The organism is Rhodopseudomonas faecalis, from assembly GCF_003217325.1.
GTDB lineage: Bacteria > Pseudomonadota > Alphaproteobacteria > Rhizobiales > Xanthobacteraceae > Rhodopseudomonas > Rhodopseudomonas faecalis.
Genome location: NZ_QJTI01000007.1, coordinates 100,589 through 123,493 on the forward strand (window position 1 = coordinate 100,589; position 22,905 = coordinate 123,493).

The following is a 22,905-nucleotide window of genomic DNA, read 5'->3' on the forward strand; positions in this document are numbered from 1 at the left end:
CGCCCGGCTGCGCCTGGCGGTCAGCTCGCCTCGGCGAGCAGCGACAACTGCCGCGGCGCGTCGATCTCGTTCATGTCGGTGAGCGGGGTCGGGTAGTCGCCGGTAAAACAGTGGTCGGTGAATTTCGGATTGGCGGGATCGCGGCCCGGTTCACCCATCGCGCGGTAGATGCCATCGACCGACAGGAACGCCAGCGAATCGGCGCCGATCAGCTGGCGCATCTCTTCGAGGCTATGGGTCGCGGCGAGCAGGTTAGCGCGGTCCGGGGTGTCGATGCCGTAATAGTCGGGATGGGTGATCGGCGGCGAGGCGATCCGGAAATGCACTTCGCTGGCGCCAGCCTCGCGCATCATCTTGACGATCTTCTTCGAGGTGGTGCCGCGCACCAGACTGTCGTCGATCAGCACGATGCGCTTGCCGGCGATCGCCGCCTTGTTGGCCGAATGCTTCATGCGCACGCCGAGTTCGCGCACGCTCTGGGTCGGCTGGATGAAGGTGCGGCCGACATAGTGATTGCGGATGATGCCGAGTTCAAACGGCACGCCGGACTGCCGCGAATAGCCGATCGCGGCCGGCACGCCCGAATCCGGCACCGGCACCACCACGTCAGCGGGCACGTGGCTTTCGCGCGCCAGTTCGGAGCCGAACGCCTTGCGCATGTCGTACACCGAACGGCCGCCGACCACGGAATCGGGACGGGCGAAGTAGATATATTCGAAGATGCAGGGCCGCGCCGGCATCGGCGGGAACGGCTTGTGGCTGGTGACGCCGTGGCGGTCGAACACGATCACTTCGCCGGGCTCGATGTCGCGCACATAATTGGCGCCGATGATGTCGAGCGCGCAGGTTTCCGAGGCCAGGATCGGGCAGCCATCGAGTTCACCCAGCACCAGCGGGCGGATGCCGAGCGGATCGCGCGCGCCGATCAGCTTCTTGTTGGTGAGCGTCACCAGCGAGTAGGCGCCTTCGAGTTCGCGCAGCGCTTCGATGAAGCGATCGATGAAATGCGGGCGCTTGGAATGCGCCACCAGATGCAGGATCACCTCGGTATCGGTGGTCGATTGCATGATGGCGCCGTTGCGCACCAGCTCGCGGCGCAGCGACAGGCCGTTGGTGAGGTTGCCGTTGTGGCCAACGGCAAAGCCGCCGGCATTCAGTTCGGCAAACAGCGGCTGCACGTTGCGCAAAATGGTTTCGCCGGTGGTCGAATAGCGCACATGGCCGACCGCGGAATTGCCCGGCAGGCGGGCGATCACATCGGAGCGGGAGAAGGTGTCACCGACGAGGCCGAGCCGGCGCTCGGAATGGAACCGGCCATTGTCGAATGACACGATGCCGGCGGCTTCCTGGCCGCGGTGCTGCAAAGCGTGCAGCCCGAGCGCGGTGATCGCCGCGGCGTCGGGGTGGCCGAAGATGCCAAACACGCCGCATTCTTCGCGCAGCGTGTCGCCCTCGAGATCGCTGTCGAGCAAGTAGCTGGCCGAACCTTCGTCGTCCGTCGGGGCGGCGTCTCGGCAAGGGTTGAAGTTCTTGGCCATCACGCCTCTCCGTTGGGGATCATTGTCCTGACGATTTCTCAATTTGCTTCTTCAAGCCGTCTCGCGACGATTTCGAATAGCCTTCGCTCGGGCTTGGTGCCGCGGGGGCCGCTTCGCCTTGCTCTTCTTCCGGCTTGTTCTTCTTGAATTTCTTCAAGATGGTGTTCTCGGGATCATCCGGCAAGAGCGACATCAGCCAATCGCCGGTGCCTTGCAGCATGGTGCGCGACTTGGCTTCAGTGACCCAATCGGGGCGCTGCTTGTCCGGCACCAGCCAGATGAAGAACAGGAACGCCACCACCACGATCAACAGGCCGCGCGCCAGGCCGAACAGGAAGCCGAGCGTGCGGTCGAGCGCGCCGATCCGCGAATCCAGGATCATGTCGGAGATGCGCACGGTGATGATCGACACCACGATCAGGGTGCCGATGAACACGCCGGCGATCACCGCGATGCTGGCCACGGTTTCGCTGTCGAAGTAGGTCTTCGCGGTCGGCAGCAACTTCTGGTAGCTGTACAGCGTCACCAGCGCAGCCGCGCCCCAGGCCGCGATCGACAACACTTCGCGCATAAAACCGCGAACCATCGCCAGCAGGCCGGAAATCAACATCACCGCGAGCAGGACGAAGTCGAGAATCGTAATCGGCATGGATCGGTCAGGCCCGCTCGTAGGTCCAACAGGCAAAGCAGCGCTCAGCCGCGCCGCTTCGGGTTTCGGTCATATCGCACGGCTCGCACAGACGAACCACCGCAAACCGGGCTGGCATCGCAGCAATGCTCCGATCGCTTAACGGTCGGTGTCGTTCGTCGGCTTGGCTTGTCGCGCGCGCGTTGTATAGCGGTGTCGCCGCGCGAGGTCAGCCCTCCTGACGCCGGAATCGCGCGGTTGCGGCATTTTTCTCCTGATTTGTGCTTTTGACGTTGTCGCGGCCGGGCTTGGGCGTGCCGCGGGCAGCGATATCAGCGACCAGAGCGGTGAGGCCGCCTAGCGTATTCAGGGACAAGCCGCCGTCGCCGCCGCCATCGCCGCGCGCGGCTTCCGGCAGAAAGGCGCGGGCAAAGCCGAGCTTGGCGGCTTCCTTGAGCCGGGCCGCGGCTTGCGCCACCGGCCGCACCGCGCCGGACAGCGAGATTTCGCCAAAATAGACCGCGTCGGGCGGCAGCGGCGCGTTGGCGAGCGATGACACCAGCGCGGCGGCGGCGGCCAGATCGGCGGCCGGCTCGTTGATGCGCAGACCGCCGGCGACGTTGAAATACACGTCGTAGCCGGCCAGTTTCACGCCGCAATGCGCTTCCAGCACCGCCAGCACCATCGACAGCCGCGAGGAATCCCAGCCAACCACGGCACGGCGCGGGGTGCCGAGCGTGGTCGGCACCACCAGTGCCTGCAATTCGCACAATACCGGCCGGGTGCCTTCCATGCCGGCAAACACCGCGGTGCCGGGTGAGCCGAGATCGCGCTCCGACAAAAACAATTCTGACGGGTTGGAGACTTCGCGCAGGCCCAGCCCGGTCATCTCGAACACCCCGATCTCGTCGGTCGGCCCAAAACGGTTTTTGACCGCGCGCAGAATCCGGAACTGCTGCGAGCCTTCGCCCTCGAATGACAGCACGGCATCGACCATGTGCTCGACCACGCGCGGCCCGGCGATCTGGCCGTCCTTGGTGACGTGGCCGACCAGAATGATGGCGGCGCCGGATTTCTTGGCAAAGCGGATCAGGGCCTGCGCCGAGGCGCGCACCTGGGTGACGGTGCCGGGCGCCGATTCCACGGTGTCGGTCCACATGGTCTGGATCGAATCGATCACGATCAGCCGCGGCGGCTTGCCGTCCGATAGCGTGGCGATGATGTCCTCGACCGAGGTTTCGGCGGCGAGCTGCACCGGCGCGTTGGCAAGCCCGAGCCGTGCCGCGCGCAGCCGCACCTGCGCCACCGCTTCCTCGCCGGAGATGTAGACGATGCGATGCCCGGCCTTGGCCATCAGGCTGGTGGCCTGGGTCAGCAGCGTCGATTTGCCGATGCCGGGATCGCCGCCGACCAGCAGCACCGAGCCGCGTACAAAACCGCCGCCGGTGACGCGGTCGAGCTCGGCCAGGCCCGAGGCGAGCCGCGGCGCATCCGGGCTTTGCCCGGCCAGCGTTTCCAGCTGGAATTGCCGGCCGCGGCGCTTGGAGCGGATCGAGGCCGGCACCGAGGCGGCGCCGGTGACGTCTTCCTCCGACAGCGTGTTCCACTCGCCGCAGGCCTCGCATTTGCCCTGCCAGCGGTTATAGGCCGCGCCGCAGTTCTGGCAGACGAACGACAGGGAAGCTTTGGCCATGGCTCGCGCAGCACTCTTCAAGGATTAGTGTTCGCTTTTTGTTCTGCAGCGACCCGGAAGTCAAGGCGATTGAGGTCGCGGGTCCACGTTGCCCCGGAGTTTATGCAGCACGCTGGGGCTGGGGAGGTGCGCTCGGACCGCTGCAAAGCAATGGGCGTAGCTGCCGATTGCGTGGGCAGTCCGCGCCAAGATTTCATCTTGCCCCGGCGATCCACGCCCCACATCCTTCCATCAAAATGGCCGCATGCGCCGTGGCGCGCGGCGCTGTCGATGGAAGGACGAGTATGAAAATCGCGATCCCCACAACGGATTGGGCCACCGTCAGCGGCCATGCCGGGCAGGCGCGGTGCTGGATGCTCTATGATCTCAGCCAGTATCACCAAGGCACGCCCTTGCCGACGCCAGCGCGGGTGGAACTGCAGAAGGAACAGCTGCCGCATTATTTCAAGGATGACGGCCCGCATCCGCTCGACGGCGTCGAGATCATCGTGGCCGGCAGCGCGGGCGACGGCTTTGTGCGCCATATGAAGAAACGCGGCACCGATGTGCTGCTCACTGGCGAGACCGACCCTGCGACCGCGCTCGACCTGCTGCTCAAGGGTGAGACGCTGCCCGATCAGCGTTTTGATATCACCACCACCATCTGCCGCTTGCGCGATCTGCTGTCGCGGCACTGATGCTGCTGCGCACGATTCCCACGCAGCGCAGCTCCGTTCGGGATTTTACGCCGCGGGTGCGGGCTCGCTCGGCGCAGTGGTCGGCTCGCCGCCTTTGTAAGCGCGCTGATAGCGCGCGCCGAGGCTGGTGAGCACCTCATAGCCGATCGTGCCGAAATGGTGGCCGAGTTCGTCGACGGTGATGCCGTCGCCGAGCAGGGTCGCGAGCTGGCCGCGGCGTACCGCGCCCTGCGGCAGTTCGGTGATATCGACCGCGATCAGGTCCATCGAAATCCGGCCGGCGATCGGGCAGCGCTGCCCGGCAATCACCACATCGGCGCCGCGGGTGCCATCGCTGCCGCCGGCGGCGCGGAAATAGCCGTCGGCATAGCCGGCCGACAGCACCGCGAGCCGGGTCGGGCGCTTGGCGGTCCAGGTGGCGCCATAGCCGACGCTGTCGCCGCGTTCGACGTTGCGAACCTGCAGAATGCGGGCGCGCAATTCCACCACCGGCTGCATCGGATTGTCAGCCTCGGGGGTCGGATTGATGCCGTATAGCGCCGCGCCCGGCCGCACCAGATCGAAGCTGAACTGCGAACCGAGATAAATGCCGGAGGAGGCCGACAGCGAGGCCGGCACGCCAGTGAACTGGCTGGCAATCTCGCGGAAGGCGTGGACCTGCTTGCCGTTGAGCGGATGGTTGAGCATTTCGGCGCAGGCGAGGTGGCTCATCACCAGTGAGATGCCGTGATCGCCGGCATGGATGCGCGGCACCAGCGCCTCGGCTTCGCCGATGGTCAGGCCAAGCCGGCTCATGCCGGTGTCGATATGGATCGCGGCGCCGCCGCGCCAGCCCGAGCGGCGGCAGAACACGTCCCACTCCGCCAGCTCATCCAGGCTGCCGATCACCGGCTGGGCGTTGATGGCGGCCAAGGCTTCGCCGCAATTGGGGAACAGCCCGTTCAGGACATAGATCGCCGCGTCCGGCGCGACGGCGCGCACTTCGCGCGCTTCTTCGAGCGTCGCCACAAAGAAGGTTTTGCAGCCAGCCGCCGCCAGCGCCTTGCTCACCGGACCGGCGCCGCAGCCATAGGCATTGGCCTTGATCACGCCGGCGCATTCGGCCGGCACCGCGGTCTTCTCCAGCTTGCGCCAATTGGCGACCAGCGCGTCGAGATCGATGGTGAGGGTGCCGATCGCGCTGGCCTGGTCGGCCTCCGGCGATGACGAAAGCACACGGCCGGCCTCGACCGACTTCGGGTTGGCTGCAATGTTCATGAGATTCGAAATGTCCTGCTGTTCGCTCCGGTGTGGCCGGCGAACGCGGCAACATTATGCGCCCGGCAGCGGTGGTTCAACCAGGTCAAGAACGGCGCACCGCTGTGAGCCCTTGGAAAAGAAGCCGTCCCGTGCGCGATCAACGTGCTTTGATGACCTTTTCAAGGGGCGCCGCGACATATTCGATCAGATGTGCGTCCGCGATCGGCCGGTGCGTCGGCGGCTTTTGAGGGGGGAAGCGCGTGAAGCAGATCGGTCTGTTCGAGATGCGCCGATTGGAAGCGCTCAGCAACACCATTTTCGGCGTTGCCATGACGCTGCTGGCCTATGACCTGCCCAAAGCCCGCAGTTTTGCGAGCGCGCCGTCCTGGATCGACCTGGTGCGCACCTACGCGCAACCGATTATCGCGCTGATGATCAGCTTCATCGTCGCCGGGCTGTTTTGGCTGAGCCATCATCGGCGGCTGGCTTTTGCGCCAGAGGGCAGCCGCGGCGTCGTGTTCCTCAATCTCTTGTTTCTGCTGTCGATCGTGCTGCTGCCAGTGACCAATGGACTTTATGGCGCGTACCGGCTCGATGACGTCGTCGCCGTCAGTTACGGCTGCCATCTGACGATGATTGCCGGCCTCAATGCGCTGCTGTGGCTACTGGCGCTGCGCGGAAGCCACCATCCGGAGTTGCTGGCGAGCGCGGTGTTTCCGGTCGTCGTGTTCGTGCTTGGCACGGCGATCGCGTTCGTTGCGCCTGCCATTGCGCAATACATCTGGTGCCTGGCGTTCGGCTCAATGGTGGTGGGCTGGGTCGCAGCCCGCCGCCAGCCATCGCAACCCAGCTGACGCGATCACGCGGCGCGGATCACATCCGATCGGGCAGTTGGCTGTCGTCGGACAGGTCGCTGAAGCGGGTGAACTGGCCCTCGAACTGCAGATCGACGGTGCCCGTGGGGCCGTGACGCTGTTTGGCGATGATCACTTCTGCCTTGCCGTGCACCAGGTCCATCTCGGTGGTCCATTTTTCGTGCTCGGGCGTGCCGGGGCGCGGCTCCTTGTTCTGCAGATAGTATTCTTCGCGGTACACGAACATTACGACGTCGGCGTCCTGCTCGATCGAGCCGGATTCACGCAGGTCGGCGAGCTGTGGGCGCTTGTCGTCGCGGCTTTCGACCTGACGCGACAGCTGCGACAGGCCGATCACCGGCACGTTCAATTCCTTGGCCAGCGCTTTTAGGCTGGTGGTGATCTCGGTGACTTCCTGCACGCGGTTGTCGGAGCGCTTGCCCGAACCTTGCAGCAGCTGAATGTAGTCCACGATGATCAGATCAAGACCCTTCTGCCGCTTCAGCCGGCGGGCGCGCGCGCACAGCTGGGCGATCGACAGGCCGCCGGTTTCGTCGACGAACAGCGGCAGCGATTGCAGCTCGATCGCGTAATCGCGGATCTTGTCGAAGTCGCGCTCGGTGATGCCGCCGCGCCGGATCGAGGCCGAGGAAATCCCGGTCTGCTCGGCGAGAATACGGGTGGCGAGCTGTTCGGCCGACATTTCGCAGGAGAAGAACCCGACCACACCGCCATTGACGGTCTTGTTGGTGCCGTCGGCCTGGGTCTCGCTGCGATAGGCCTTGGCAACATTGTAGGCGATGTTGGTGGCGAGCGCGGTTTTGCCCATGCCGGGACGGCCGGCGAGGATGATCAAGTCGGAGTGCTGCAGACCGCCCATGCGCATGTCGAGATCGCGCAGCCCGGTGGAAATGCCGGACAGCTTGCCGTCGCGCTGATAGGCGGCGGCCGCCATATCGACCGCCACCGCCAGCGCCTGCGAAAAGCGCTGGAAGCCGCCGTCATAGCGGCCGGATTCGGCGAGTTCATACAGCCGGCGCTCGGCATCCTCGATCTGCGCCTTGGGCGCGAAATCGACCGGGGCGTCATAGGCGACATTGACCATGTCGGTGCCGATGCCGATCAGGTCGCGGCGCAGCGCCAGGTCATAGATGGTGCGCCCATAATCATGGGCGTTGATGATGGTGGTGGCTTCCGCGGCGAGCCGCGCCAGATATTGGCCGACCGTCATGCCGCCGAGGTCGGTGTCGGCCGGCAGGAAGGTTTTCAGCGTCACCGGGGTGGCGACCTTGCCGGCGCGGATCAGGCTGGCCGAGGTGTCAAAGATCGCCTGGTGCACCGGCTCGAAAAAATGCTCGGCGCGCAAAAAGTCCGACACCCGGTAGAAGGCGTCGTTATTGACCAGGATCGCGCCCAGCACGCTCTGTTCCGCCTCGATATTGTGCGGTGCGGTCCGATAGGCGGGCGATCCCGCTTCGGGAGCGAGTTTGAGGACGTTCGAATCAGTGGCCATGATCAAGTGGCGGTCCAAATTCCGGCAGTTGCGCGGCGATTATAAATCGCTTCGCGTGCGGCAAAGGGAAGGGTGGGGCGCCCTATATGCCCGATTCACACAAACTGCAGCCAAGGAAATGCGGTCTCTGACAATCGTGCTTGACCGCGGCGCAAAAGGCGCAGCCCGGCTTTGAACCAGAGCGGCTGTGCCGTCGACCCATCGATAAGGCCGATCGCTAAGGTCAGAACCATGCTGGCAACCAAGCGTTAGGCTCATGCGCGGCGGCTGCCAAATGCGGTCGCAGCATTAAGCGTTCCGACACCGTTGGACCGCTATGCGGAATAGAAACTCGGTCGTCAGCCGGGGAACCAGACAACGCCGCATTCGTTGAATGACGGCAACAGGGACGGTGAGATGGCAGAGCGGCTGGAGTGGCATTCGTCGTTGCATGCCGAGCAGGCGTGGCTTGCGGCGCTGGTCGATGCGTTTGAGCAGGTCGCCGCTACCGAGAGCACGGCCGGCTGCGATCCGAACGCGCTTGCCGCCTGCGCGCGTTATCTGGCCCGGCCGAGTGTTGGTGCCGTGGGTGCGGTGTCGCGTCTGCTGAACTGAGATCTTCTGACGAATTGATCCGCTGACCTACTGCGACTGACTGAACCTCCGCGACTGATCCGCTGCGATCGCCCGACGCTGCGCGCAAAAGTCGCGTGATCTGGACGAACTTCGTCCATGTTCGGCCGGCAATGCCTTTCACATGATGACCTGCATGGCTAGCTGCTGATGCCGTTGACGCATCGGCTCGGCTGGGCCGCGTGCGATCATTGGCTGCTGCTCATCTTGCGGGCAGCAGCCAGCGCGATCTGCATGCTTCCATTCGCAGCGCAATAGGCTAAAAGGTGGGCGCCGCGCTGCCGGCGATTTTCCCGCGACTGGAGGAGTGAATGTCGAGCCGAGCGCTCAGTTTAGCGACGGTGTTCGGTCTAATCGTCTGCTCTGCGACGACTGGACGAGCTGAAAACCTCGAGGCTGGCAAATCGCCGGCGCAGATTTTTGCGGGCACTTGTGCGGTCTGTCACAAGAGTGCGCGTGGCCTAGTACGCACCGTGCCGCCGTCGTCGCTGCCCTCATTCCTGCGGCAACATTACACGACCAGCGCCGACATGGCCGGGATGCTGAGCTCCTATCTGATGGGCAGCGGCGGCACCGATCCGCGTGGCCGCGGTGGCTTGACCCGGCAGGGCGAGGAAGCCAAGTCCGGCCGCGGCGCCGAGCCGGCCGAAGCTGCGCCGGGACGCCGGATGCGCGAAGCGCCGCCGCAGGCACCGGGCGCCGAAGCGGCCCGCCCGGCCGCCGAAGGGCAGGCCGACCAGCCGCCGCCGCGCAACCGCCGCGATTCCAAGCGCAAGCGTCAGGAACTGGAAAGCCAGCCGCCGGCGAGCGATGCGCCCGCCGCGACCGCCGCTGAGGAACAGCCGCAGCAGCCGCCGCGCAAGCGCAAGAAGGACAAGCAGCAGGCCAAGCCCGAGCCTAAGCCCGAGCCCACCGAGGCCGGCAAGACTGAAGCTGGCAAGACCGAACCTGGCAAGACCGAAGCTGGCAAGGCTGAGGCTGGCAAGCCTGAGGCTGGCAAAACCGAAGCGGGTAAGGCTGACGCTAAGCCGGAACCCAAGGCGGACGCCAAGTCTGAACCGGCCAAGTCTGAACCGGCCAAGTCTGAACCCGCCAAGGCTGAGCCGGCTAAGTCCGAGCCGGCCAAGTCGGAACCGGCGAAGTCGGAACCGGCTAAGTCCGAACCTGCGAAGGCGGAGCCGGGCGAGGCAGCTAAGCCCGTGCCCGCGGTGCCGGCCAAGCCGGACGCCGCGCATGACGAGCCGGCCAAGGTGCAGGCTAAGCCCGATGCCGCCGACAAGGCGGAGCCGGCAGCGGCCCCCGCCGCGGCCGAGACCGTGAAGCAGCCGGAGGCGCCCAAGGCAGAGCCGGCCAAATCCGAAACGCCGAAGGCCGACGCTCCGAAGCCGGACACCCCGAAGGCGGAGACCCCGGCCAAGGCCAAGTCGGACGATCACGACACCGCCAAGCCGGAGCCGGGCCACGACGCCAAGCCTGATGCCAAACCCGATGCCAAATCGGACGTGAAGTCGGAGCCGAAGTCGGATGTGAAGACCGACGCCAAACCGGAGCCCAAGCCGGAAGCCGCTCCGGCGCCGCGCTCCGATGACAGCGCCGATCGTCCGGCTGCGCCCGCCAGCAGCGAGCCGGCCGCGCGCCCGGCCGCGTCAACGGCGCCCGCGCAGCCGGTGGCGCCGCCGCCGGTGCCCGGTCCGCCGCCGCCGCCGGTCGAACCCGGCGCGCCCCCGGATCTGCCGATCTCGAAGTAACGCGATCCCATCAATCACCAACCGGCGCGGCCCCAGGCTGCGCCGGTTTTGTTTGTTGCCCACATTGGAGTAGCGCTCTAGAGTAATGCTCCAAGGTGGGCGGGCCGATGAGCGCAGTGCGGGATCAGGTATTGGCGGCGGGCCTGGCGGTGTTCGACCGCGACGGGCTGGAGAGCGGCACGGTGGCCGCGATCCGGCAGCGCGCCGGGCTGTCGAACGGCAGTTTCTTCCATCTGTTCAAGAGCAAGCAGGAACTGGCCGGCGCGTTGTTCGTCGACGTGCTGCGCCGCTACCACGCGGCGATCATGGCGCCGCTCGATGGTGCCGCGATCGGCGCCGCAGCGGGCATCGAACGGCTGATCCGCGCCCATCTCGATTGGGTGATGCTGCACCGTCTGGAAGCGCGCTTTCTGTTCGAGATCGCCCGCAACGAGTGGGGCGGCGAGGTGCGCGCCGCGCAGCGCGCCGAAAACGACAAGCTGGCCGAGCGGCTCGATGGCTGGCGCCAGCCACTGCTGCTGCGCGGCGAATTGGTGGCGATGCCGGCCGCGCTGTTTTTCGCGCAGTTGATCGGGCCGGCGCAGATGCTGTGCCGCGGCTGGCTGTCGGGGCGCGATCGCAGCGATCCGCGCCAGCACGCCGATCAACTGATCGACTGCGCGATTCGCGCGCTGGTCGTGCAGGCCCGCGCCAACCAGGAGGACACGCCATGACCGCCACCAGCGACGCCGGCTTTGCGGCCATTGCTGAAAAGATCCACGATCACGTCGGCCGCCAGGGGTTCATGGCGCTGCTCGGCGCCGAACTGACCGAGCTTGGGCGCGGGTCATGCACGCTGGCCGTGCCGCATCGCTCCGAACTGTTGCAGCAGCACGGCTTTTTTCACGGCGGCGTCAGCGCGTTTCTGGTCGATAACGCCACCACCATCGCCGCGGCCAGTTCGCACGGCCAATTGGCACTGACTGCCGAGTTCAAGCTCAACTATCTGGCGCCGGCGCAGGGCGAGCGGCTGTTGTGCCGGGCGAGGGTGATCAAACCGGGGCGGCAGATCGCGGTGGTGGCGGCGGATGTGTTCTGCCTGCGTGACGGTGCGGAGATCCACACCGCCACCGCTTTGGCCTCGATTGCGATGCTCGATGACGCCAAGGGCGCAAAGCACAGCGATCAAAAGCACAGTGATCAAAAGCACAACGACGCAAAGCAGAAGAGCCCGGCCTGAGGACAGGCCGGGCTCTTGCTGTGGTGATGGAAAACGGGGAGGCCGGGCTTACTGCTCGGTCTCTTCCTCGTCCTGCACCGCATCCGGATCGAAGAACTCGCCGGCGGCGGCCAGCGCTTCGGCAGCGGCGTCCTGATCTTCGCGGCGGGTCGAGATGTCTTCGCCACGGTTGATGCGCTCGGCTTCTTCAGCGCTGCGCGCCACGGTGACCGACACGCCGACTTCGACTTCCGGATGCACGGCGATCGAGATCTCGTGCTTGCCGATGGTCTTGACCGGGGCGTCGAGCAGCACCTGGCTGCGGCTGATCTGGATGCCGTCGGCAGCGAACGAGGCGATGATGTCGCGCACCGACACCGAACCGTACAGCTGGCCGGCTTCCGAAGCCTGACGCAGCACCACCACGTTGCGGCCTTCGATCTTCTCGGCGACCTTCACGGCTTCGCCCTTGGCGGCGAGGTTGCGCGCCTCAAGGTCGGCCTTCATGTGCTCGAACTTGGCGCGGTTGTCGGCGGTGGCGCGCAGCGCCTTGCCGCGCGGCAGCAGGAAGTTACGGGCATAGCCGTCCTTGACCTTGACGATATCGCCCATCTGACCGTGCTTGGCGACGCGTTCCAGCAGAATGACTTCCATGATGTTCTCCTTGTCAGTGTATGCGTGTGATTGAAAATTCGTTTCAGGTTCAGTCGTCGTTTGCCGCACGGGGCGGCGGCTGCCGGGCGAAACGCCGCCGGAAGCCGAACAAGGCCTCGGCAATGCCGAAGGCGACCGCCAGCAGGATCGGCCAGCCAAACACCATGCACAGCGCGTAGCTGGAGCCGAGGATGAAGGTGCGGTTGCGTGAGCCCTGGGTCAGGGTGTGAAGGGTGGCGAGGCCCTGCAGCGCATAGACCATCATCAGCGCGGCGGTGGCGGCGCGGCTGACGATGCCGGGCAGGCCGTCCAAAAAGCTGCCGGCGACCGCCAGCGACAGCGCGGCCAACGTCATCGGCGGCAGGGTGAGGGCGTTCAGATCGGGCCACGGCCGCTGCAGGTGTCCGGACATCGCGGTGATCTTGCCGGCCAGCCACAAATTCACGGTGAGCGTCATCATCGCCATCAGGGCGCCAGCCGACGGAGCCACGGCGGCGAGCGCGGTGGCGAGTTGCTCAATGTCGCCGCGCGGACTGCTGCTGCTTTCGCTCAAAACTTTGATCAGGCTGTTGCGGAGGCCCTCGGTGAAGCTGTTGCTGTCGCCGCCCACGGTGAACAGCATCACCACGGTGGTCAGCGTAGCCAGGCCAGCGATCCAGAGCAGAATGCGCTCAACCGGGTACCATTCCAGCGTGCTCGGCCCCCCGGAAGGCGACATCGCCAGCGGCGCCGCACGGCCGAGCAGCGCCAGGCGGCCGAGCCACCAGGCGGGCAGAGCAATGGTCACCAGAAACGCCGCGAGATAGGGCAGGCCGAAAATCGTGCCAAGTCCGAGCGCGGCGGCCAAGCCGCCAATCGCGGCGCCAGCCGAGCCCCAGCCGAGCGCAGCGACCATCAGCGGCAGCGGAGCCAGGTAAAATAGCAATACCGAGATCATCGCGCCCGAAACGAGCGAGCCGAACATCAACGCCGACGCGCAGCCGGCTGCCAGATTGATCAGGATATTGAAAATCATCAGCTGTCCCGCTCCTTTCGAGCGGTTAGAGGCCAAGGGCCCCAACCATCGGCGAGCGGAACGACCCGGACGCCTTATGAAAAATACGACAGAGAGAAACGGCCGGCAGCAAAAGCTGCCGGCCGAATGCGTCAGCGAATGACGTAGGGCAGCAGACCCAGGAACCGGGCGCGCTTGATGGCGCGGGCCAGCTCACGCTGCTTCTTGGCGGACACGGCAGTGATGCGGCTCGGCACGATCTTGCCGCGCTCGGACACGTAACGCATCAGCAGCTTGGAATCCTTGTAGTCGATCTTCGGCGCATTCGCGCCCGTGAACGGGCAGGTCTTGCGGCGACGGAAAAACGGGCGGCGGGCACCAGCTTCGGCCATATCTCTTACTCCTCGGTCGCTGCAGGGGCGGCGGCGTCATCGCGCGGGCGGCGCGGGCCACGATCACCACGGAAGCCGTCACGGTCGCCACGCATGCCACCGCCGCGATCGTCACGATCGCGATCACGATCGGCCTTGCGCATCATGGCCGACGGACCTTCCTCGAGTTCGTCAACGCGAACGGTGAGGTAACGAATGATGTCTTCGTTGATCCGCTCTTGGCGCTCGATCTCCGCCACCACCGCGGCCGGGCCGTCGATGTTGAGCATCACGAAATGCGCCTTGCGGTTCTTGTTCATGCGATAGGTCAGCGAACGCAGGCCCCAAGACTCAGTCTTGGTCACCTTGCCACCGAGGCTCTCGATCACACCCGTGATCTGGGTGGTCAGGTCTTCCACCTGCTGGGCGCTCGCGTCCTGACGCGCGAGAAAAACATGCTCATAAAGAGGCATGATGGTCCTTTCCAAGGTTGATCGCCGATCCCAGCGACAAGCCCCTCGAACCCTTCGGAAAGGACTCGGAATGCTCAGAAGGCGGAAGCACGGGACGACGGGCCGACTGGCCCTGCCACATCATATTCGCCAAAGGAGAAAATGCTGAAGCCGTCCGTTCAGCTCCCGGCCGGGATCTGCGGATGCGCGGGTTATACGGGTTTTGCGGGGCTTGGCAAGGGTGAAGCGGCCGCGGACCAGGCCCGAAGCCGGCAAATCGCGTCAAGCTTACAGATTAAAGTGCAGCTGGTCATCGGCGTGCGCCCGGGACGGGTCGGCTGCGGCCGGATCTCCATTGAGCGATGGGACCAGATTGGGGGCGTTCAGGCTCGGCCGGCAGATCACGAACATGCCTTTGCCGCGCCGCTTGGCTTCATACATCGCCAGATCGGCCGAACGCAGCAGTTCGTCGGTGGTGCGGCCGTCGCGCGGATAGCCGGCAATACCGACGCTGACGCCGATCCGCAGCGGCTGCTGCTGGTCGACGTCGAACGGGTGCGAGATGACGGCGACGATGCGCTCGGCGATCGACGTGGCCTGATCGGTGTCGAGCCCGGGCAGCAGAATCACGAATTCGTCGCCGCCGACCCGAAACACCATGTCGCTGCTGCGAATCGAATCGCGCAGCCGGTGTGCCACCGCGACCAGAATGGCATCGCCCGCCGCGTGCCCGTAGCGGTCATTGGCGGCTTTGAAGCCGTCGAGGTCGAGGCAGAACACCGAAAAACGCCGCTGGCTGCCGTCGATCGCCAGTGCCGCCTTGCGCAGCTGCTCGTCGAACGCCTTGCACTGCATGATCCGGTTCGGCAGGCCGGTCAGCGGGTCGGCGTTGGCTAACCGCCGATTTTCTTCTTCAGACATAAAGAGATGGAGCAGGACCTGATAGTTCTCCATCAAGATCAGCGAGATCGCGACGCCGAAAATCGGCACCAGCAGCGCCAGCACGGCCATTTCCGGATAGGGCGACAGCAACATGGTGCTGGCGAGCGGCGTCGCCAGAATCGCGATCATCAGGATCGCCAGGCGCGGCGTACCGGCGTTGCGCGATGAAATCCCGCCGGACAGGCCGGCAATCACCATGCCGGCCAGCAGCGTCAGCATCAGATCGCCAGACAGCACACACAGGCCGCAGCCAAGCCCGAAGGTCACGGTCCAGACCAGGGTCAGCAGCACCACCAATTTGACGCTTTCGAGCTGGCCTCGCGATTCCAGCCTTTCCTGGCGGACCACCGCCAGATAGCGGGCGACACCGAGCACGACCTCGAGCGCCAGCCAGGAATAGGCCCAGGTAGCGCCAGTTGATACCGCCGTGGTACTGACCATCAGCAGCGTGGAGGCGATCGCCAAAACCAGCGTGCCTCGCTTGGTCTGGCTGTGCAGCACCAGGCGGCTCAGAATCGCTTCCGGCTGCGGGCGCGGGCCACTGGTCAGCCAGTCGACGACACGCGACAGCGCTCCGCCGCCGATGCCATCATCGGCGCGGCGGTGATCGAACGCCATCAAGCTTTGTTCCGGCTTCAACAATCGCATCCCCAACTGCGCCCCGGACTATCGGGGTGATCGTTGCGGCGCCATTAAGGTCGGCCGATCGGTATGAATCAGCGTGAATTGTTTGTTGCCGGAAATCGGCGGGCTTTTGCCTGTTGATCGTCAATCTGGCTTGACAGCACCGCGCTTGCGGGTCTCTTACGGCCAAGCTTGCCGCGCCATGCGTGCCAAGAGATTGTTTTCTTGGTTGATCCTCTTCTGGCAGGCCGTTGATTTTATTAATGATCGCTGGCTCCGCGCAACGATGTGCCGGGCCGGCTTGGCCCTGGTCGTGGGCAGTCAATGTGGGGGCGATTGATGACGGCAGCATTCACTTTCCCAGGACAGGGATCGCAAACCGTGGGGATGGGCAAGGCGCTGGCCGATGCCTTTCCGGTCGCGAAGGCGGTGTTCGACGAGGTCGACGCGGCGCTTGGCGAAAAGCTCACCCAGGTGATCTGGGAAGGGCCGGCCGAGACGCTGCAGCTGACCGAGAACGCCCAGCCGGCGCTGATGGCGGTGTCGCTGGCGACGCTGCGCGTGCTGGAGACCGAAGCCGGCTTTGACGTGGGTCGCGATGCCGCGTTCGTCGCCGGCCATTCGCTCGGCGAGTATTCGGCGCTGGCGGCCGCCGGCAGCCTGACGATCAGCGATACCGCGCGGCTGCTGCGCACCCGTGGCCTGGCCATGCAGCGCGCGGTGCCGGTCGGCGTCGGCGCGATGGCGGCGTTGCTGGGCCTCGATTTCGAGGCGGCGACCGCGGTTGCCGAAGAGGCGGCGCAGGGCGAAGTCTGCCAGGCCGCCAATGACAATGGCGGTGGCCAGGTGGTGGTGTCGGGCGACAAGGCCGCGGTCGATCGCGCGGTCGAGATCGCCAAGGCCAAGGGCGCCAAGCGCGCCATGCTGCTGCCGGTGTCCGCTCCCTTCCATTGCCGGCTGATGCAGCCCGCCGCCGATGCGATGGCCAAGGCGCTCGCCGAGGTCACCATCAAGGCGCCCGCGGCGCCGCTGGTCGCCAATGTGCTCGCGTCGCCGGTGACCTCGCCGGAAGAGATTCGCCGGCTGCTGGTTGAGCAGGTGACCGGCACGGTGCGCTGGCGCGAGTCGGTGGCCTATATGGCCGGCCAGGGCGTCACGCATTTCTTCGAAATCGGCGCCGGCAAGGTGCTGAGCGGACTGGTGAAGCGAATCACCGACGGCGCCACCGGCCTTCCGGTCGGCGCGCCGGGCGATATCGCGGCGGCCAAGGACGCGCTCGCCGCGGCCAAATCCGCGTAGCCTCATCAAGGGAGAGACCCATGTTTGATCTGACAGGCCGGACCGCGCTGGTCACCGGCGCGACCGGCGGCATCGGCGGCGCGATCGCCCAGGCGCTGCACACCCAGGGGGCGACCGTCGCCATCTCCGGCACCCGGCGCGAGGCGCTGGACGCGCTCGCTGCCAAGCTCGGCGAGCGGGTTCACGTGCTGCCGTGCAACCTCTCCGATGCGGCCGCGGTGGAAGAACTGGTGCCGTCAGCCGAAAAGGCGATGGGCGGGCTCGACATCCTGGTCAGCAATGCCGGCATCACCCGCGACAACCTGTTCGTGCAATTGCGCGACGAGGATTGGGACGAGGTGATCAAGGTCGATCTGACCGCGACTTTCCGCCTGGCGCGCGCCGCCACCAAGCTGATGATGCGCAAGCGCTTTGGCCGCATCATCGCCATCACCTCGGTGGTCGGGGTTACCGGCAATCCGGGGCAGGGCAACTACACCGCCGCCAAGGCCGGCCTGATCGGTATGATGAAGACGCTCGGCGCGGAATACGCCAAGCGCAACATCACCGCGAACTGCATTGCGCCGGGCTTCATCGCCACCCCGATGACCGATGTGCTCAACGACAAGCAGCGTGAAGCGATTCTCGGGAAGGTGCCGGCTGGACGGCTGGGGACGGCCGACGATATCGCCGCTGCGGCGGTTTATCTCGCGTCCAATGAAGCGGCTTACGTCACCGGCCAGACCATTCACGTCAATGGCGGCATGGCGATGATCTGACAACTGCAGCCGCTCCCGACCTATCCCCATCGGTCGGGAACGGCTTGTAGTCAAGGCATCCGAAGTATGGTAACCGAACCACGTTTGGATGGGCGAAGAACGCCATTGCAGGGGAGCAAAACCCTGTATATTGGCGAGACTGAGCTTTGACCTTCTTCCAGGCTCAGCCCTGGGGGATGGGGACAAATCAAGACACTGCGCGATTGCGACGGGAACTTAACGAGTTAACGCACCACGATGGCTCGTCTCCTAGCGGTCGGGTCCAATGGAACAGCACGAGGTTTAGACAATGAGTGAGATTGGCGAGCGGGTTAAGAAGATCGTGGTGGAGCACCTAGGTGTTGAGCCCGAGAAAGTTGTCGATGGCGCCAGCTTTATTGACGACCTCGGTGCGGACAGCCTGGACACGGTCGAGCTCGTGATGGCCTTCGAAGAAGAATTCGGCTGCGAGATTCCCGACGACGCTGCTGAGACGATTCTGACGGTCGGCGACGCCGTCAAATTCCTTGAGAAGAACGCGAAGAGCTAACGCCCTAACGCTGCATTATTGAAGCCGGACGGGCCGCGGCAGCGCGGTCCACCGGCTTCTTGCTATGCTGCGGAAGTTGATACGCTGCGGAAGTTGATACAGAGGCTGAATATGAGGCGGGTAGTCGTCACGGGCCTTGGCATGGTCACGCCACTCGGCTGTGGCGTCGATACGACTTGGCAGCGCGTTCTGAACGGGCAGAGCGGTGCGCGACAGATCGATACGTTCGACGTGTCGGATCTGAGCAGCCGCATTGCTTGCATAGTGCCGCGCGGCGATGGCAGCGACGGCACTTTCAACGCTGACCAGTGGATGGAGCCCAAAGACCAGCGCAAGGTCGATGATTTCATCATCTTTGCGATGTGTGCCGCGCGCCAGGCTTTGGACGATGCGGGCTGGCATCCAAGTACCGAAGAGGAGCGCTGCGCCAGCGGCGTGATGATCGGCTCCGGTATCGGCGGCCTGTCCGGCATCGCTGATGCCGCAGTGCTGGTGAAGGAGCGCGGTCCGCGGCGGCTGTCGCCGTTCTTCATCCCCGGACGGCTGATCAATCTGGCCTCCGGCTACGTTTCCATTGAGCACGGTCTCAAGGGACCGAATCACTCCGCGGTCACCGCCTGTTCGACCGGCGCGCACGCCATCGGCGACGCCAGCCGGCTGATCGCGCTCGGCGATGCCGACGTGATGGTGGCCGGCGGTACCGAATCGCCGATCAGCCGACTTGGCATGGCCGGCTTCTGCGCCATGCGCGCGCTGTCGACCGCCTTCAACGACACCCCGGAAAAAGCCTCGCGGCCCTATGACCGCGATCGCGACGGTTTTGTGATGGGTGAGGGCGCCGGCGTCGTGGTGCTCGAAGAATACGAGCACGCCAAGCGCCGCGGCGCGCGGATCTATGCCGAAGTGATCGGCTATGGTCTGTCGGGCGACGCGTACCACATCTCCGCTCCGTCCTCGGACGGCGACGGCGCCTATCGCTGCATGACTTCGGCGATGAAGCGCGCCGGCATTGCGGCGTCCGACCTCGACTACATCAACGCCCACGGCACTTCGACGCCGCTCGGCGATGAGATCGAGCTTGGTGCGGCGCAGCGCCTGCTCGGCGATGCGGCGTCGCGGGTCTCGATGTCGTCCACCAAATCCTGCACCGGCCATCTGCTCGGTGCCGCTGGTGCGATCGAGGCGATTTTCTGCGTGTTGGCGATTCGCGACAATGTTGCGCCGCCCACCATCAATCTCGACAATCCGTCGGTCGACAGCCCGATCGATCTGGTGCCGCACAAAGCGCGGCAGCGGCAGATCAATGTGGCGCTGTCGAACTCGTTCGGGTTTGGCGGCACCAACGCATCGGTGATCGTTCGTCGTCTAACCGATTGACGTCGGATGGTGTATGGCTTCACCCTATTCGCTGCACACCGGGTCCCGTGGGCGGCTTGACTTGCGTGGGCAGCAAGGTCTGACTCCGCTGTGAGTGTCTGGCACACACAGCGATGTCCGATGTTCCACGCCGGCCCAGTTGAACCGACAGGATTCGAGTTGCATCGATGAGTGAACGGCCGCCCATCTCACCGAAAAGTCCGCGTGCTGCGCTGGAGCCGGAACAGGTTCCGCCGCCGCCGAAACGTTCCGATCGCGCGCGCAATCCGCTGGTGGTGGTTGGCAATGCCATCATCACCGGGCTGCTGGTGCTGATGATCAGTGCGGGCGGCCTGTACGTGTACGGCAAGCAGAAGATCGAAGCGCCCGGGCCGCTTGCGGAAGACAAGATCGTCAACATTCCACAGCGCGCCGGCATCACCGATATTTCCGACATTCTGCGGCGCGAGGGCGTCACCGAAGCTAATCGCTGGATGTTTCTCGGCAGCGTGATCGCGCTCAAGGCGCGCGGCGAGCTGAAGCCGGGCGAGTATAATTTTCAGAAGAACGCCAGTCTGCGCGACGTGATCGGCACCATTGTCGAAGGCAAGGTGGTGCAGCATTCGGTGACGATTCCCGAAGGCCTGACGTCGGAACAGATTATCGTGCGGCTGATGGACAACGACATCTTCACCGGTGCGGTCCGTGAAGTTCCGCGCGAAGGAACCCTGCTGCCGGAGACTTACAAGTTTCCGCGCGGGGCCAGCCGCGAGCAGGTGATTCAGCGCATGCAGCAGGCGCAAAAGCGCGTGCTCAACGAGATCTGGGAACGGCGCAATCCCGACGTGCCGCTCAAAACGCCCGAGCAATTGGTGACGCTGGCCTCGATCGTCGAGAAAGAGACCGGCAAGCCCGACGAGCGCAGCCGCGTCGCCGCGGTCTATGTCAATCGCCTGCGGCAGAAGATGAAGCTGCAATCCGATCCGACCATCATCTATGGCCTGGTTGGCGGCAAGGGCACTTTGGGGCGGCCGATCAAGCGCAGCGAGATCACCCAGCCGTCGCCTTACAACACCTATGTGGTCGAAGGGCTGCCGCCCGGGCCGATCGCCAATCCGGGACGGGCTTCGCTGGAAGCCGCCGCCAATCCGGCGCGCACCCGCGATCTGTTCTTCGTTGCCGATGGCACCGGCGGCCACGTGTTCACCGAGACCTACGACCTGCACCAGAAGAACGTCGCCAAGCTGCGCGCGCTGGAACGGCAGATTCAGAACGACACGGTCGAGCCTCCGGAAGAACCGGCCGTGAGCGTGCCGAGCACGGTCAGCACGCCGCCGGCTGCCCAGGCCGATCCGGCCGCAGCGCCGCCGACCGCGCAGAAGCGGCAGCCGCGTCCCCAGGCCGCGAAGCGCACCGCGCAGCCGCCCGCCGCCACGCCGGTGCCCACCGAGCAATAGCCGGAAATCGGTTCCCACGATCCCGGCAGCGGCGTAAGGTCCCGCGCGCGAGACTGCGAGTCCGCGCGCGTAATTCATGGAGAGTTGTTGGCGATGTCGTTGTCGAGCATGACTGGGTTTGCCCGAAGCCATGGCACCAGTGGGCCGTACGTGTTCGAGTGGGAACTGAAATCCGTCAACGCCAAGGGTCTCGACCTGCGGCTGCGCTTGCCGTCGGGCTGGGATGAAGTCGAGCAGCTGGTGCGCAAGCGCGCCGCTGACGTGCTGTCGCGCGGCACCGTGTACGCCAATCTCAGCATCAACCGCGCCCACGCCCAGACCACGGTCAAGGTCAACGAGGACGTGCTCTCCGCGGTGGTCAAGGTTGCCACTGAACTGTCGGGCCGGATCGATGCCGCCGCGCCGCGCATCGATGGTCTGCTCGCGATCAAGGGCGTGATCGAAGTGGCTGATCCTGATCGCGACGAGGCGGAAGACGCCGCGGCGCGCAAGGCGGTGGAAGCCAGTTTCACCAAGGCGCTCACCAGCCTGATCGAGATGCGCAAGCGCGAGGGCGAAACGCTGCGCACCATTTTGCTGCAGCGGCTTGATGAAATCGAAGCGCTGGCCAAGCGCGCCGAGGAAGCGCCCGGCCGCAAGCCCGAGGCGATTCGCGCCCGGCTGGCCGAGCAAGTCGCGGCGTTGCTGGAAACCTCCGATCGCTTCGATCCCGATCGTCTTGCGCAGGAAGCGCTGATGATCGCGACCAAGGCCGATATCCGCGAAGAACTCGACCGGATCGCGTCGCATGTGTCGCAGGCGCGCGCCATGCTGAAGGCAGGCGGTGCGGTCGGTCGCCGTCTCGATTTTCTGGCGCAGGAGTTCAACCGCGAGGTCAATACCTGCTGCTCGAAATCCAATGACGTCGAACTGACCAACACCGCGCTTGAGATGAAGAACGCGGTCGAGCAGTTCCGCGAACAGGTTCAGAACTTGGAGTGAGCATGACCAAGGCCATGCACAATCCCAACGGCGTGGAGCGGCGCGGACTGATGTTCGTGCTGTCGTCGCCGTCCGGCGCCGGCAAGACCACGCTGTCGCGAATGCTGGTCTCCGAAACCCCGGAATTGGAAATGTCGGTGTCGGCCACCACGCGGCCGATGCGGCCGGGCGAGATCGAAGGGCGCGATTACTACTTCGTCGATCGTTCGAAATTCGACGCCATGATCGCGGCCGACGAATTTCTGGAATGGGCCAATGTGTTCGACAACCGCTACGGCACCCCGCGCGCCGCGGTGGAGACCGCGCTCGCGGCCGGACGCGACGTGCTGTTCGATATCGATTGGCAGGGCACCCAGCAGCTGCGCAGCCGTGCGCCGAACGATGTCGTCAGCGTGTTCATTCTGCCGCCGTCAGTGCAGGCGCTCGAACACCGTCTGCACACCCGGGCGCAGGATTCCGACGAGGTGATCCGCGGCCGGATGCGCAAAGCCGGCGATGAGATGAGCCGGTTCGATGCCTATGACTACATCGTGGTCAACGACAATATCGGCATGGCCTTCGAGTCGGTGCGTGCCATCCTGCGCGCCGAGCAGCTCAAGCGTGCGCGTCAGGTCGGCCTTGATGCGTTTGTGCAGCGCATGCGGCTGGAACTCGAGCGCTGAGATTGAACAAGCGATACTAGTACCATCGGTCGTATCAGTGACCGTCATACCCGCGCTTGTCGCGGGTATCCACGTCTTCAAAGCATAGCAAGCTCAAAGACGTGGATGGCCGGGACGAGCCCGGCC

At 65.1% G+C, this 22,905-nt stretch carries 23 protein-coding genes; 12 read left to right on the forward strand and 11 right to left on the reverse strand.

Annotated elements, in window-relative coordinates; genetic code table 11:
- Positions 1-20 precede the first annotated feature (20 nt).
- The 3 genes from purF to radA all read right to left on the reverse strand — a co-directional run bounded on the left by purF (position 21) and on the right by radA (position 3,859).
- Positions 21-1,538 carry an amidophosphoribosyltransferase gene (purF, locus tag BJ122_RS07890; protein ID WP_103010898.1) on the reverse strand — a complete coding sequence of 506 codons (1,518 nt, stop codon included), beginning with the start codon at positions 1,536-1,538 and terminating at the stop codon, positions 21-23.
- Positions 1,539-1,557: 19 nt separating this feature from the next.
- Entirely contained in the window at positions 1,558-2,187 is a 630-nt protein-coding gene (locus BJ122_RS07895; protein ID WP_027276857.1) for a CvpA family protein, read from the reverse strand.
- Between the two features lie 208 nt (positions 2,188-2,395).
- On the reverse strand, positions 2,396-3,859 hold the full coding sequence (gene radA / locus BJ122_RS07900; protein WP_110780550.1) for a DNA repair protein RadA: 1,464 nt from the start codon (positions 3,857-3,859) through the stop codon (positions 2,396-2,398).
- A gap of 284 nt (positions 3,860-4,143) precedes the next feature.
- Between radA and BJ122_RS07905 the strand changes: the two genes are divergently transcribed.
- Positions 4,144-4,536 carry a NifB/NifX family molybdenum-iron cluster-binding protein gene (locus BJ122_RS07905; protein ID WP_110780551.1) on the forward strand — a complete coding sequence of 131 codons (393 nt, stop codon included), beginning with the start codon at positions 4,144-4,146 and terminating at the stop codon, positions 4,534-4,536.
- 45 nt (positions 4,537-4,581) lie between these two features.
- On the opposite strand, the gene alr is transcribed toward BJ122_RS07905, so the two are convergent.
- Positions 4,582-5,793, reverse strand: a complete 1,212-nt coding sequence (alr, locus tag BJ122_RS07910) for an alanine racemase (RefSeq protein ID WP_110780552.1) — start codon at positions 5,791-5,793, stop codon at positions 4,582-4,584.
- 266 nt (positions 5,794-6,059) lie between these two features.
- Between alr and BJ122_RS07915 the strand changes: the two genes are divergently transcribed.
- Positions 6,060-6,629 (forward strand): TMEM175 family protein, encoded by a 570-nt coding sequence (locus BJ122_RS07915; RefSeq protein WP_110780596.1) that lies wholly within the window; start codon positions 6,060-6,062, stop codon positions 6,627-6,629.
- 19 nt (positions 6,630-6,648) lie between these two features.
- Here BJ122_RS07915 and BJ122_RS07920 read toward each other — a convergent pair whose 3' ends face one another.
- A complete protein-coding gene (locus tag BJ122_RS07920) occupies positions 6,649-8,145 on the reverse strand; it encodes a replicative DNA helicase (protein ID WP_110780597.1) in 1,497 nt (498 codons plus the stop codon).
- 393 nt (positions 8,146-8,538) lie between these two features.
- On the opposite strand from BJ122_RS07920, the gene BJ122_RS07925 reads away from it, so the two are divergent.
- Positions 8,539-8,736 carry a hypothetical protein gene (locus tag BJ122_RS07925; protein ID WP_110780553.1) on the forward strand — a complete coding sequence of 66 codons (198 nt, stop codon included), beginning with the start codon at positions 8,539-8,541 and terminating at the stop codon, positions 8,734-8,736.
- Positions 8,737-9,532: 796 nt separating this feature from the next.
- Here the strand turns inward: BJ122_RS07925 and BJ122_RS19870 are convergent.
- Positions 9,533-10,147 (reverse strand): pentapeptide repeat-containing protein, encoded by a 615-nt coding sequence (locus BJ122_RS19870; RefSeq protein ID WP_245407662.1) that lies wholly within the window; start codon positions 10,145-10,147, stop codon positions 9,533-9,535.
- 462 nt (positions 10,148-10,609) lie between these two features.
- On the opposite strand from BJ122_RS19870, the gene BJ122_RS07935 reads away from it, so the two are divergent.
- Positions 10,610-11,215, forward strand: a complete 606-nt coding sequence (locus BJ122_RS07935; RefSeq protein WP_110780554.1) for a TetR/AcrR family transcriptional regulator — start codon at positions 10,610-10,612, stop codon at positions 11,213-11,215.
- Positions 11,212-11,721, forward strand: coding sequence for a PaaI family thioesterase (locus BJ122_RS07940; RefSeq protein ID WP_110780555.1), 510 nt, complete (start codon positions 11,212-11,214; stop codon positions 11,719-11,721). Before BJ122_RS07935 ends, BJ122_RS07940 begins: the two co-directional genes overlap by 4 nt.
- A 48-nt stretch (positions 11,722-11,769) precedes the next feature.
- Here the strand turns inward: BJ122_RS07940 and rplI are convergent, their stop codons facing one another.
- From rplI to BJ122_RS07965, 5 genes are all read right to left on the reverse strand, one after another.
- Positions 11,770-12,354 (reverse strand): 50S ribosomal protein L9, encoded by a 585-nt coding sequence (gene rplI, locus BJ122_RS07945; protein ID WP_110780556.1) that lies wholly within the window; start codon positions 12,352-12,354, stop codon positions 11,770-11,772.
- A gap of 49 nt (positions 12,355-12,403) precedes the next feature.
- Complete coding sequence (locus BJ122_RS07950) at positions 12,404-13,369, reverse strand: DUF2232 domain-containing protein (protein ID WP_110780557.1); 966 nt, start codon at positions 13,367-13,369, stop codon at positions 12,404-12,406.
- A 131-nt stretch (positions 13,370-13,500) separates the two neighbouring features.
- On the reverse strand, positions 13,501-13,740 hold the full coding sequence (gene rpsR / locus BJ122_RS07955) for a 30S ribosomal protein S18 (RefSeq protein ID WP_011158623.1): 240 nt from the start codon (positions 13,738-13,740) through the stop codon (positions 13,501-13,503).
- A gap of 5 nt (positions 13,741-13,745) precedes the next feature.
- Positions 13,746-14,192, reverse strand: coding sequence for a 30S ribosomal protein S6 (gene rpsF / locus BJ122_RS07960; RefSeq protein WP_103010889.1), 447 nt, complete (start codon positions 14,190-14,192; stop codon positions 13,746-13,748).
- Positions 14,193-14,459: 267 nt separating this feature from the next.
- A complete protein-coding gene (locus BJ122_RS07965; protein ID WP_245407657.1) occupies positions 14,460-15,731 on the reverse strand; it encodes a GGDEF domain-containing protein in 1,272 nt (423 codons plus the stop codon).
- Between the two features lie 345 nt (positions 15,732-16,076).
- Here BJ122_RS07965 and fabD point away from each other — a divergent pair, with 345 nt between their 5' ends.
- The 7 genes from fabD (at position 16,077) to gmk (ending at position 22,779) form a co-directional block, all read left to right on the forward strand.
- Positions 16,077-17,036, forward strand: a complete 960-nt coding sequence (gene fabD / locus BJ122_RS07970; RefSeq protein WP_110780559.1) for an ACP S-malonyltransferase — start codon at positions 16,077-16,079, stop codon at positions 17,034-17,036.
- Positions 17,037-17,056: 20 nt separating this feature from the next.
- On the forward strand, positions 17,057-17,794 hold the full coding sequence (gene fabG / locus BJ122_RS07975; RefSeq protein WP_110780560.1) for a 3-oxoacyl-[acyl-carrier-protein] reductase: 738 nt from the start codon (positions 17,057-17,059) through the stop codon (positions 17,792-17,794).
- Between the two features lie 289 nt (positions 17,795-18,083).
- Entirely contained in the window at positions 18,084-18,323 is a 240-nt protein-coding gene (locus tag BJ122_RS07980; protein WP_027276873.1) for an acyl carrier protein, read from the forward strand.
- A 111-nt stretch (positions 18,324-18,434) separates the two neighbouring features.
- The gene (gene fabF / locus BJ122_RS07985; RefSeq protein WP_110780561.1) at positions 18,435-19,700 is read left to right on the forward strand and encodes a beta-ketoacyl-ACP synthase II; all 1,266 of its coding nucleotides are present in this window, start codon (positions 18,435-18,437) and stop codon (positions 19,698-19,700) included.
- A 167-nt stretch (positions 19,701-19,867) separates the two neighbouring features.
- Complete coding sequence (gene mltG / locus BJ122_RS07990; protein WP_110780562.1) at positions 19,868-21,136, forward strand: endolytic transglycosylase MltG; 1,269 nt, start codon at positions 19,868-19,870, stop codon at positions 21,134-21,136.
- 93 nt (positions 21,137-21,229) lie between these two features.
- Complete coding sequence (locus BJ122_RS07995) at positions 21,230-22,117, forward strand: YicC/YloC family endoribonuclease (RefSeq protein WP_103010884.1); 888 nt, start codon at positions 21,230-21,232, stop codon at positions 22,115-22,117.
- Positions 22,118-22,119: 2 nt separating this feature from the next.
- The gene (gmk, locus tag BJ122_RS08000) at positions 22,120-22,779 is read left to right on the forward strand and encodes a guanylate kinase (RefSeq protein ID WP_110780563.1); all 660 of its coding nucleotides are present in this window, start codon (positions 22,120-22,122) and stop codon (positions 22,777-22,779) included.
- Positions 22,780-22,905: the final 126 nt, after the last annotated feature.

Bases quoted from the DNA above. Each gene is read 5' to 3' on its own strand.
- mltG (WP_110780562.1), top strand. From the start codon at position 19,868: ATGAGTGAACGGCCGCCCATCTCACCGAAAAGTCCGCGTGCTGCGCTG.
- BJ122_RS07895 (WP_027276857.1), bottom strand. From the start codon at position 2,187: ATGCCGATTACGATTCTCGACTTCGTCCTGCTCGCGGTGATGTTGATT.
- rplI (WP_110780556.1), bottom strand. From the start codon at position 12,354: ATGGAAGTCATTCTGCTGGAACGCGTCGCCAAGCACGGTCAGATGGGC.
- BJ122_RS07905 (WP_110780551.1), top strand. From the start codon at position 4,144: ATGAAAATCGCGATCCCCACAACGGATTGGGCCACCGTCAGCGGCCAT.
- BJ122_RS07980 (WP_027276873.1), top strand. From the start codon at position 18,084: ATGAGTGAGATTGGCGAGCGGGTTAAGAAGATCGTGGTGGAGCACCTA.
- fabD (WP_110780559.1), top strand. From the start codon at position 16,077: ATGACGGCAGCATTCACTTTCCCAGGACAGGGATCGCAAACCGTGGGG.
- BJ122_RS07915 (WP_110780596.1), top strand. From the start codon at position 6,060: ATGCGCCGATTGGAAGCGCTCAGCAACACCATTTTCGGCGTTGCCATG.
- BJ122_RS07935 (WP_110780554.1), top strand. From the start codon at position 10,610: ATGAGCGCAGTGCGGGATCAGGTATTGGCGGCGGGCCTGGCGGTGTTC.
- BJ122_RS07995 (WP_103010884.1), top strand. From the start codon at position 21,230: ATGTCGTTGTCGAGCATGACTGGGTTTGCCCGAAGCCATGGCACCAGT.
- fabF (WP_110780561.1), top strand. From the start codon at position 18,435: ATGAGGCGGGTAGTCGTCACGGGCCTTGGCATGGTCACGCCACTCGGC.
- BJ122_RS07965 (WP_245407657.1), bottom strand. From the start codon at position 15,731: ATGGCGTTCGATCACCGCCGCGCCGATGATGGCATCGGCGGCGGAGCG.
- alr (WP_110780552.1), bottom strand. From the start codon at position 5,793: ATGAACATTGCAGCCAACCCGAAGTCGGTCGAGGCCGGCCGTGTGCTT.
- fabG (WP_110780560.1), top strand. From the start codon at position 17,057: ATGTTTGATCTGACAGGCCGGACCGCGCTGGTCACCGGCGCGACCGGC.
- BJ122_RS07925 (WP_110780553.1), top strand. From the start codon at position 8,539: ATGGCAGAGCGGCTGGAGTGGCATTCGTCGTTGCATGCCGAGCAGGCG.
- purF (WP_103010898.1), bottom strand. From the start codon at position 1,538: ATGGCCAAGAACTTCAACCCTTGCCGAGACGCCGCCCCGACGGACGAC.
- rpsR (WP_011158623.1), bottom strand. From the start codon at position 13,740: ATGGCCGAAGCTGGTGCCCGCCGCCCGTTTTTCCGTCGCCGCAAGACC.
- radA (WP_110780550.1), bottom strand. From the start codon at position 3,859: ATGGCCAAAGCTTCCCTGTCGTTCGTCTGCCAGAACTGCGGCGCGGCC.
- gmk (WP_110780563.1), top strand. From the start codon at position 22,120: ATGACCAAGGCCATGCACAATCCCAACGGCGTGGAGCGGCGCGGACTG.
- BJ122_RS07940 (WP_110780555.1), top strand. From the start codon at position 11,212: ATGACCGCCACCAGCGACGCCGGCTTTGCGGCCATTGCTGAAAAGATC.
- rpsF (WP_103010889.1), bottom strand. From the start codon at position 14,192: ATGCCTCTTTATGAGCATGTTTTTCTCGCGCGTCAGGACGCGAGCGCC.
- BJ122_RS07950 (WP_110780557.1), bottom strand. From the start codon at position 13,369: ATGATTTTCAATATCCTGATCAATCTGGCAGCCGGCTGCGCGTCGGCG.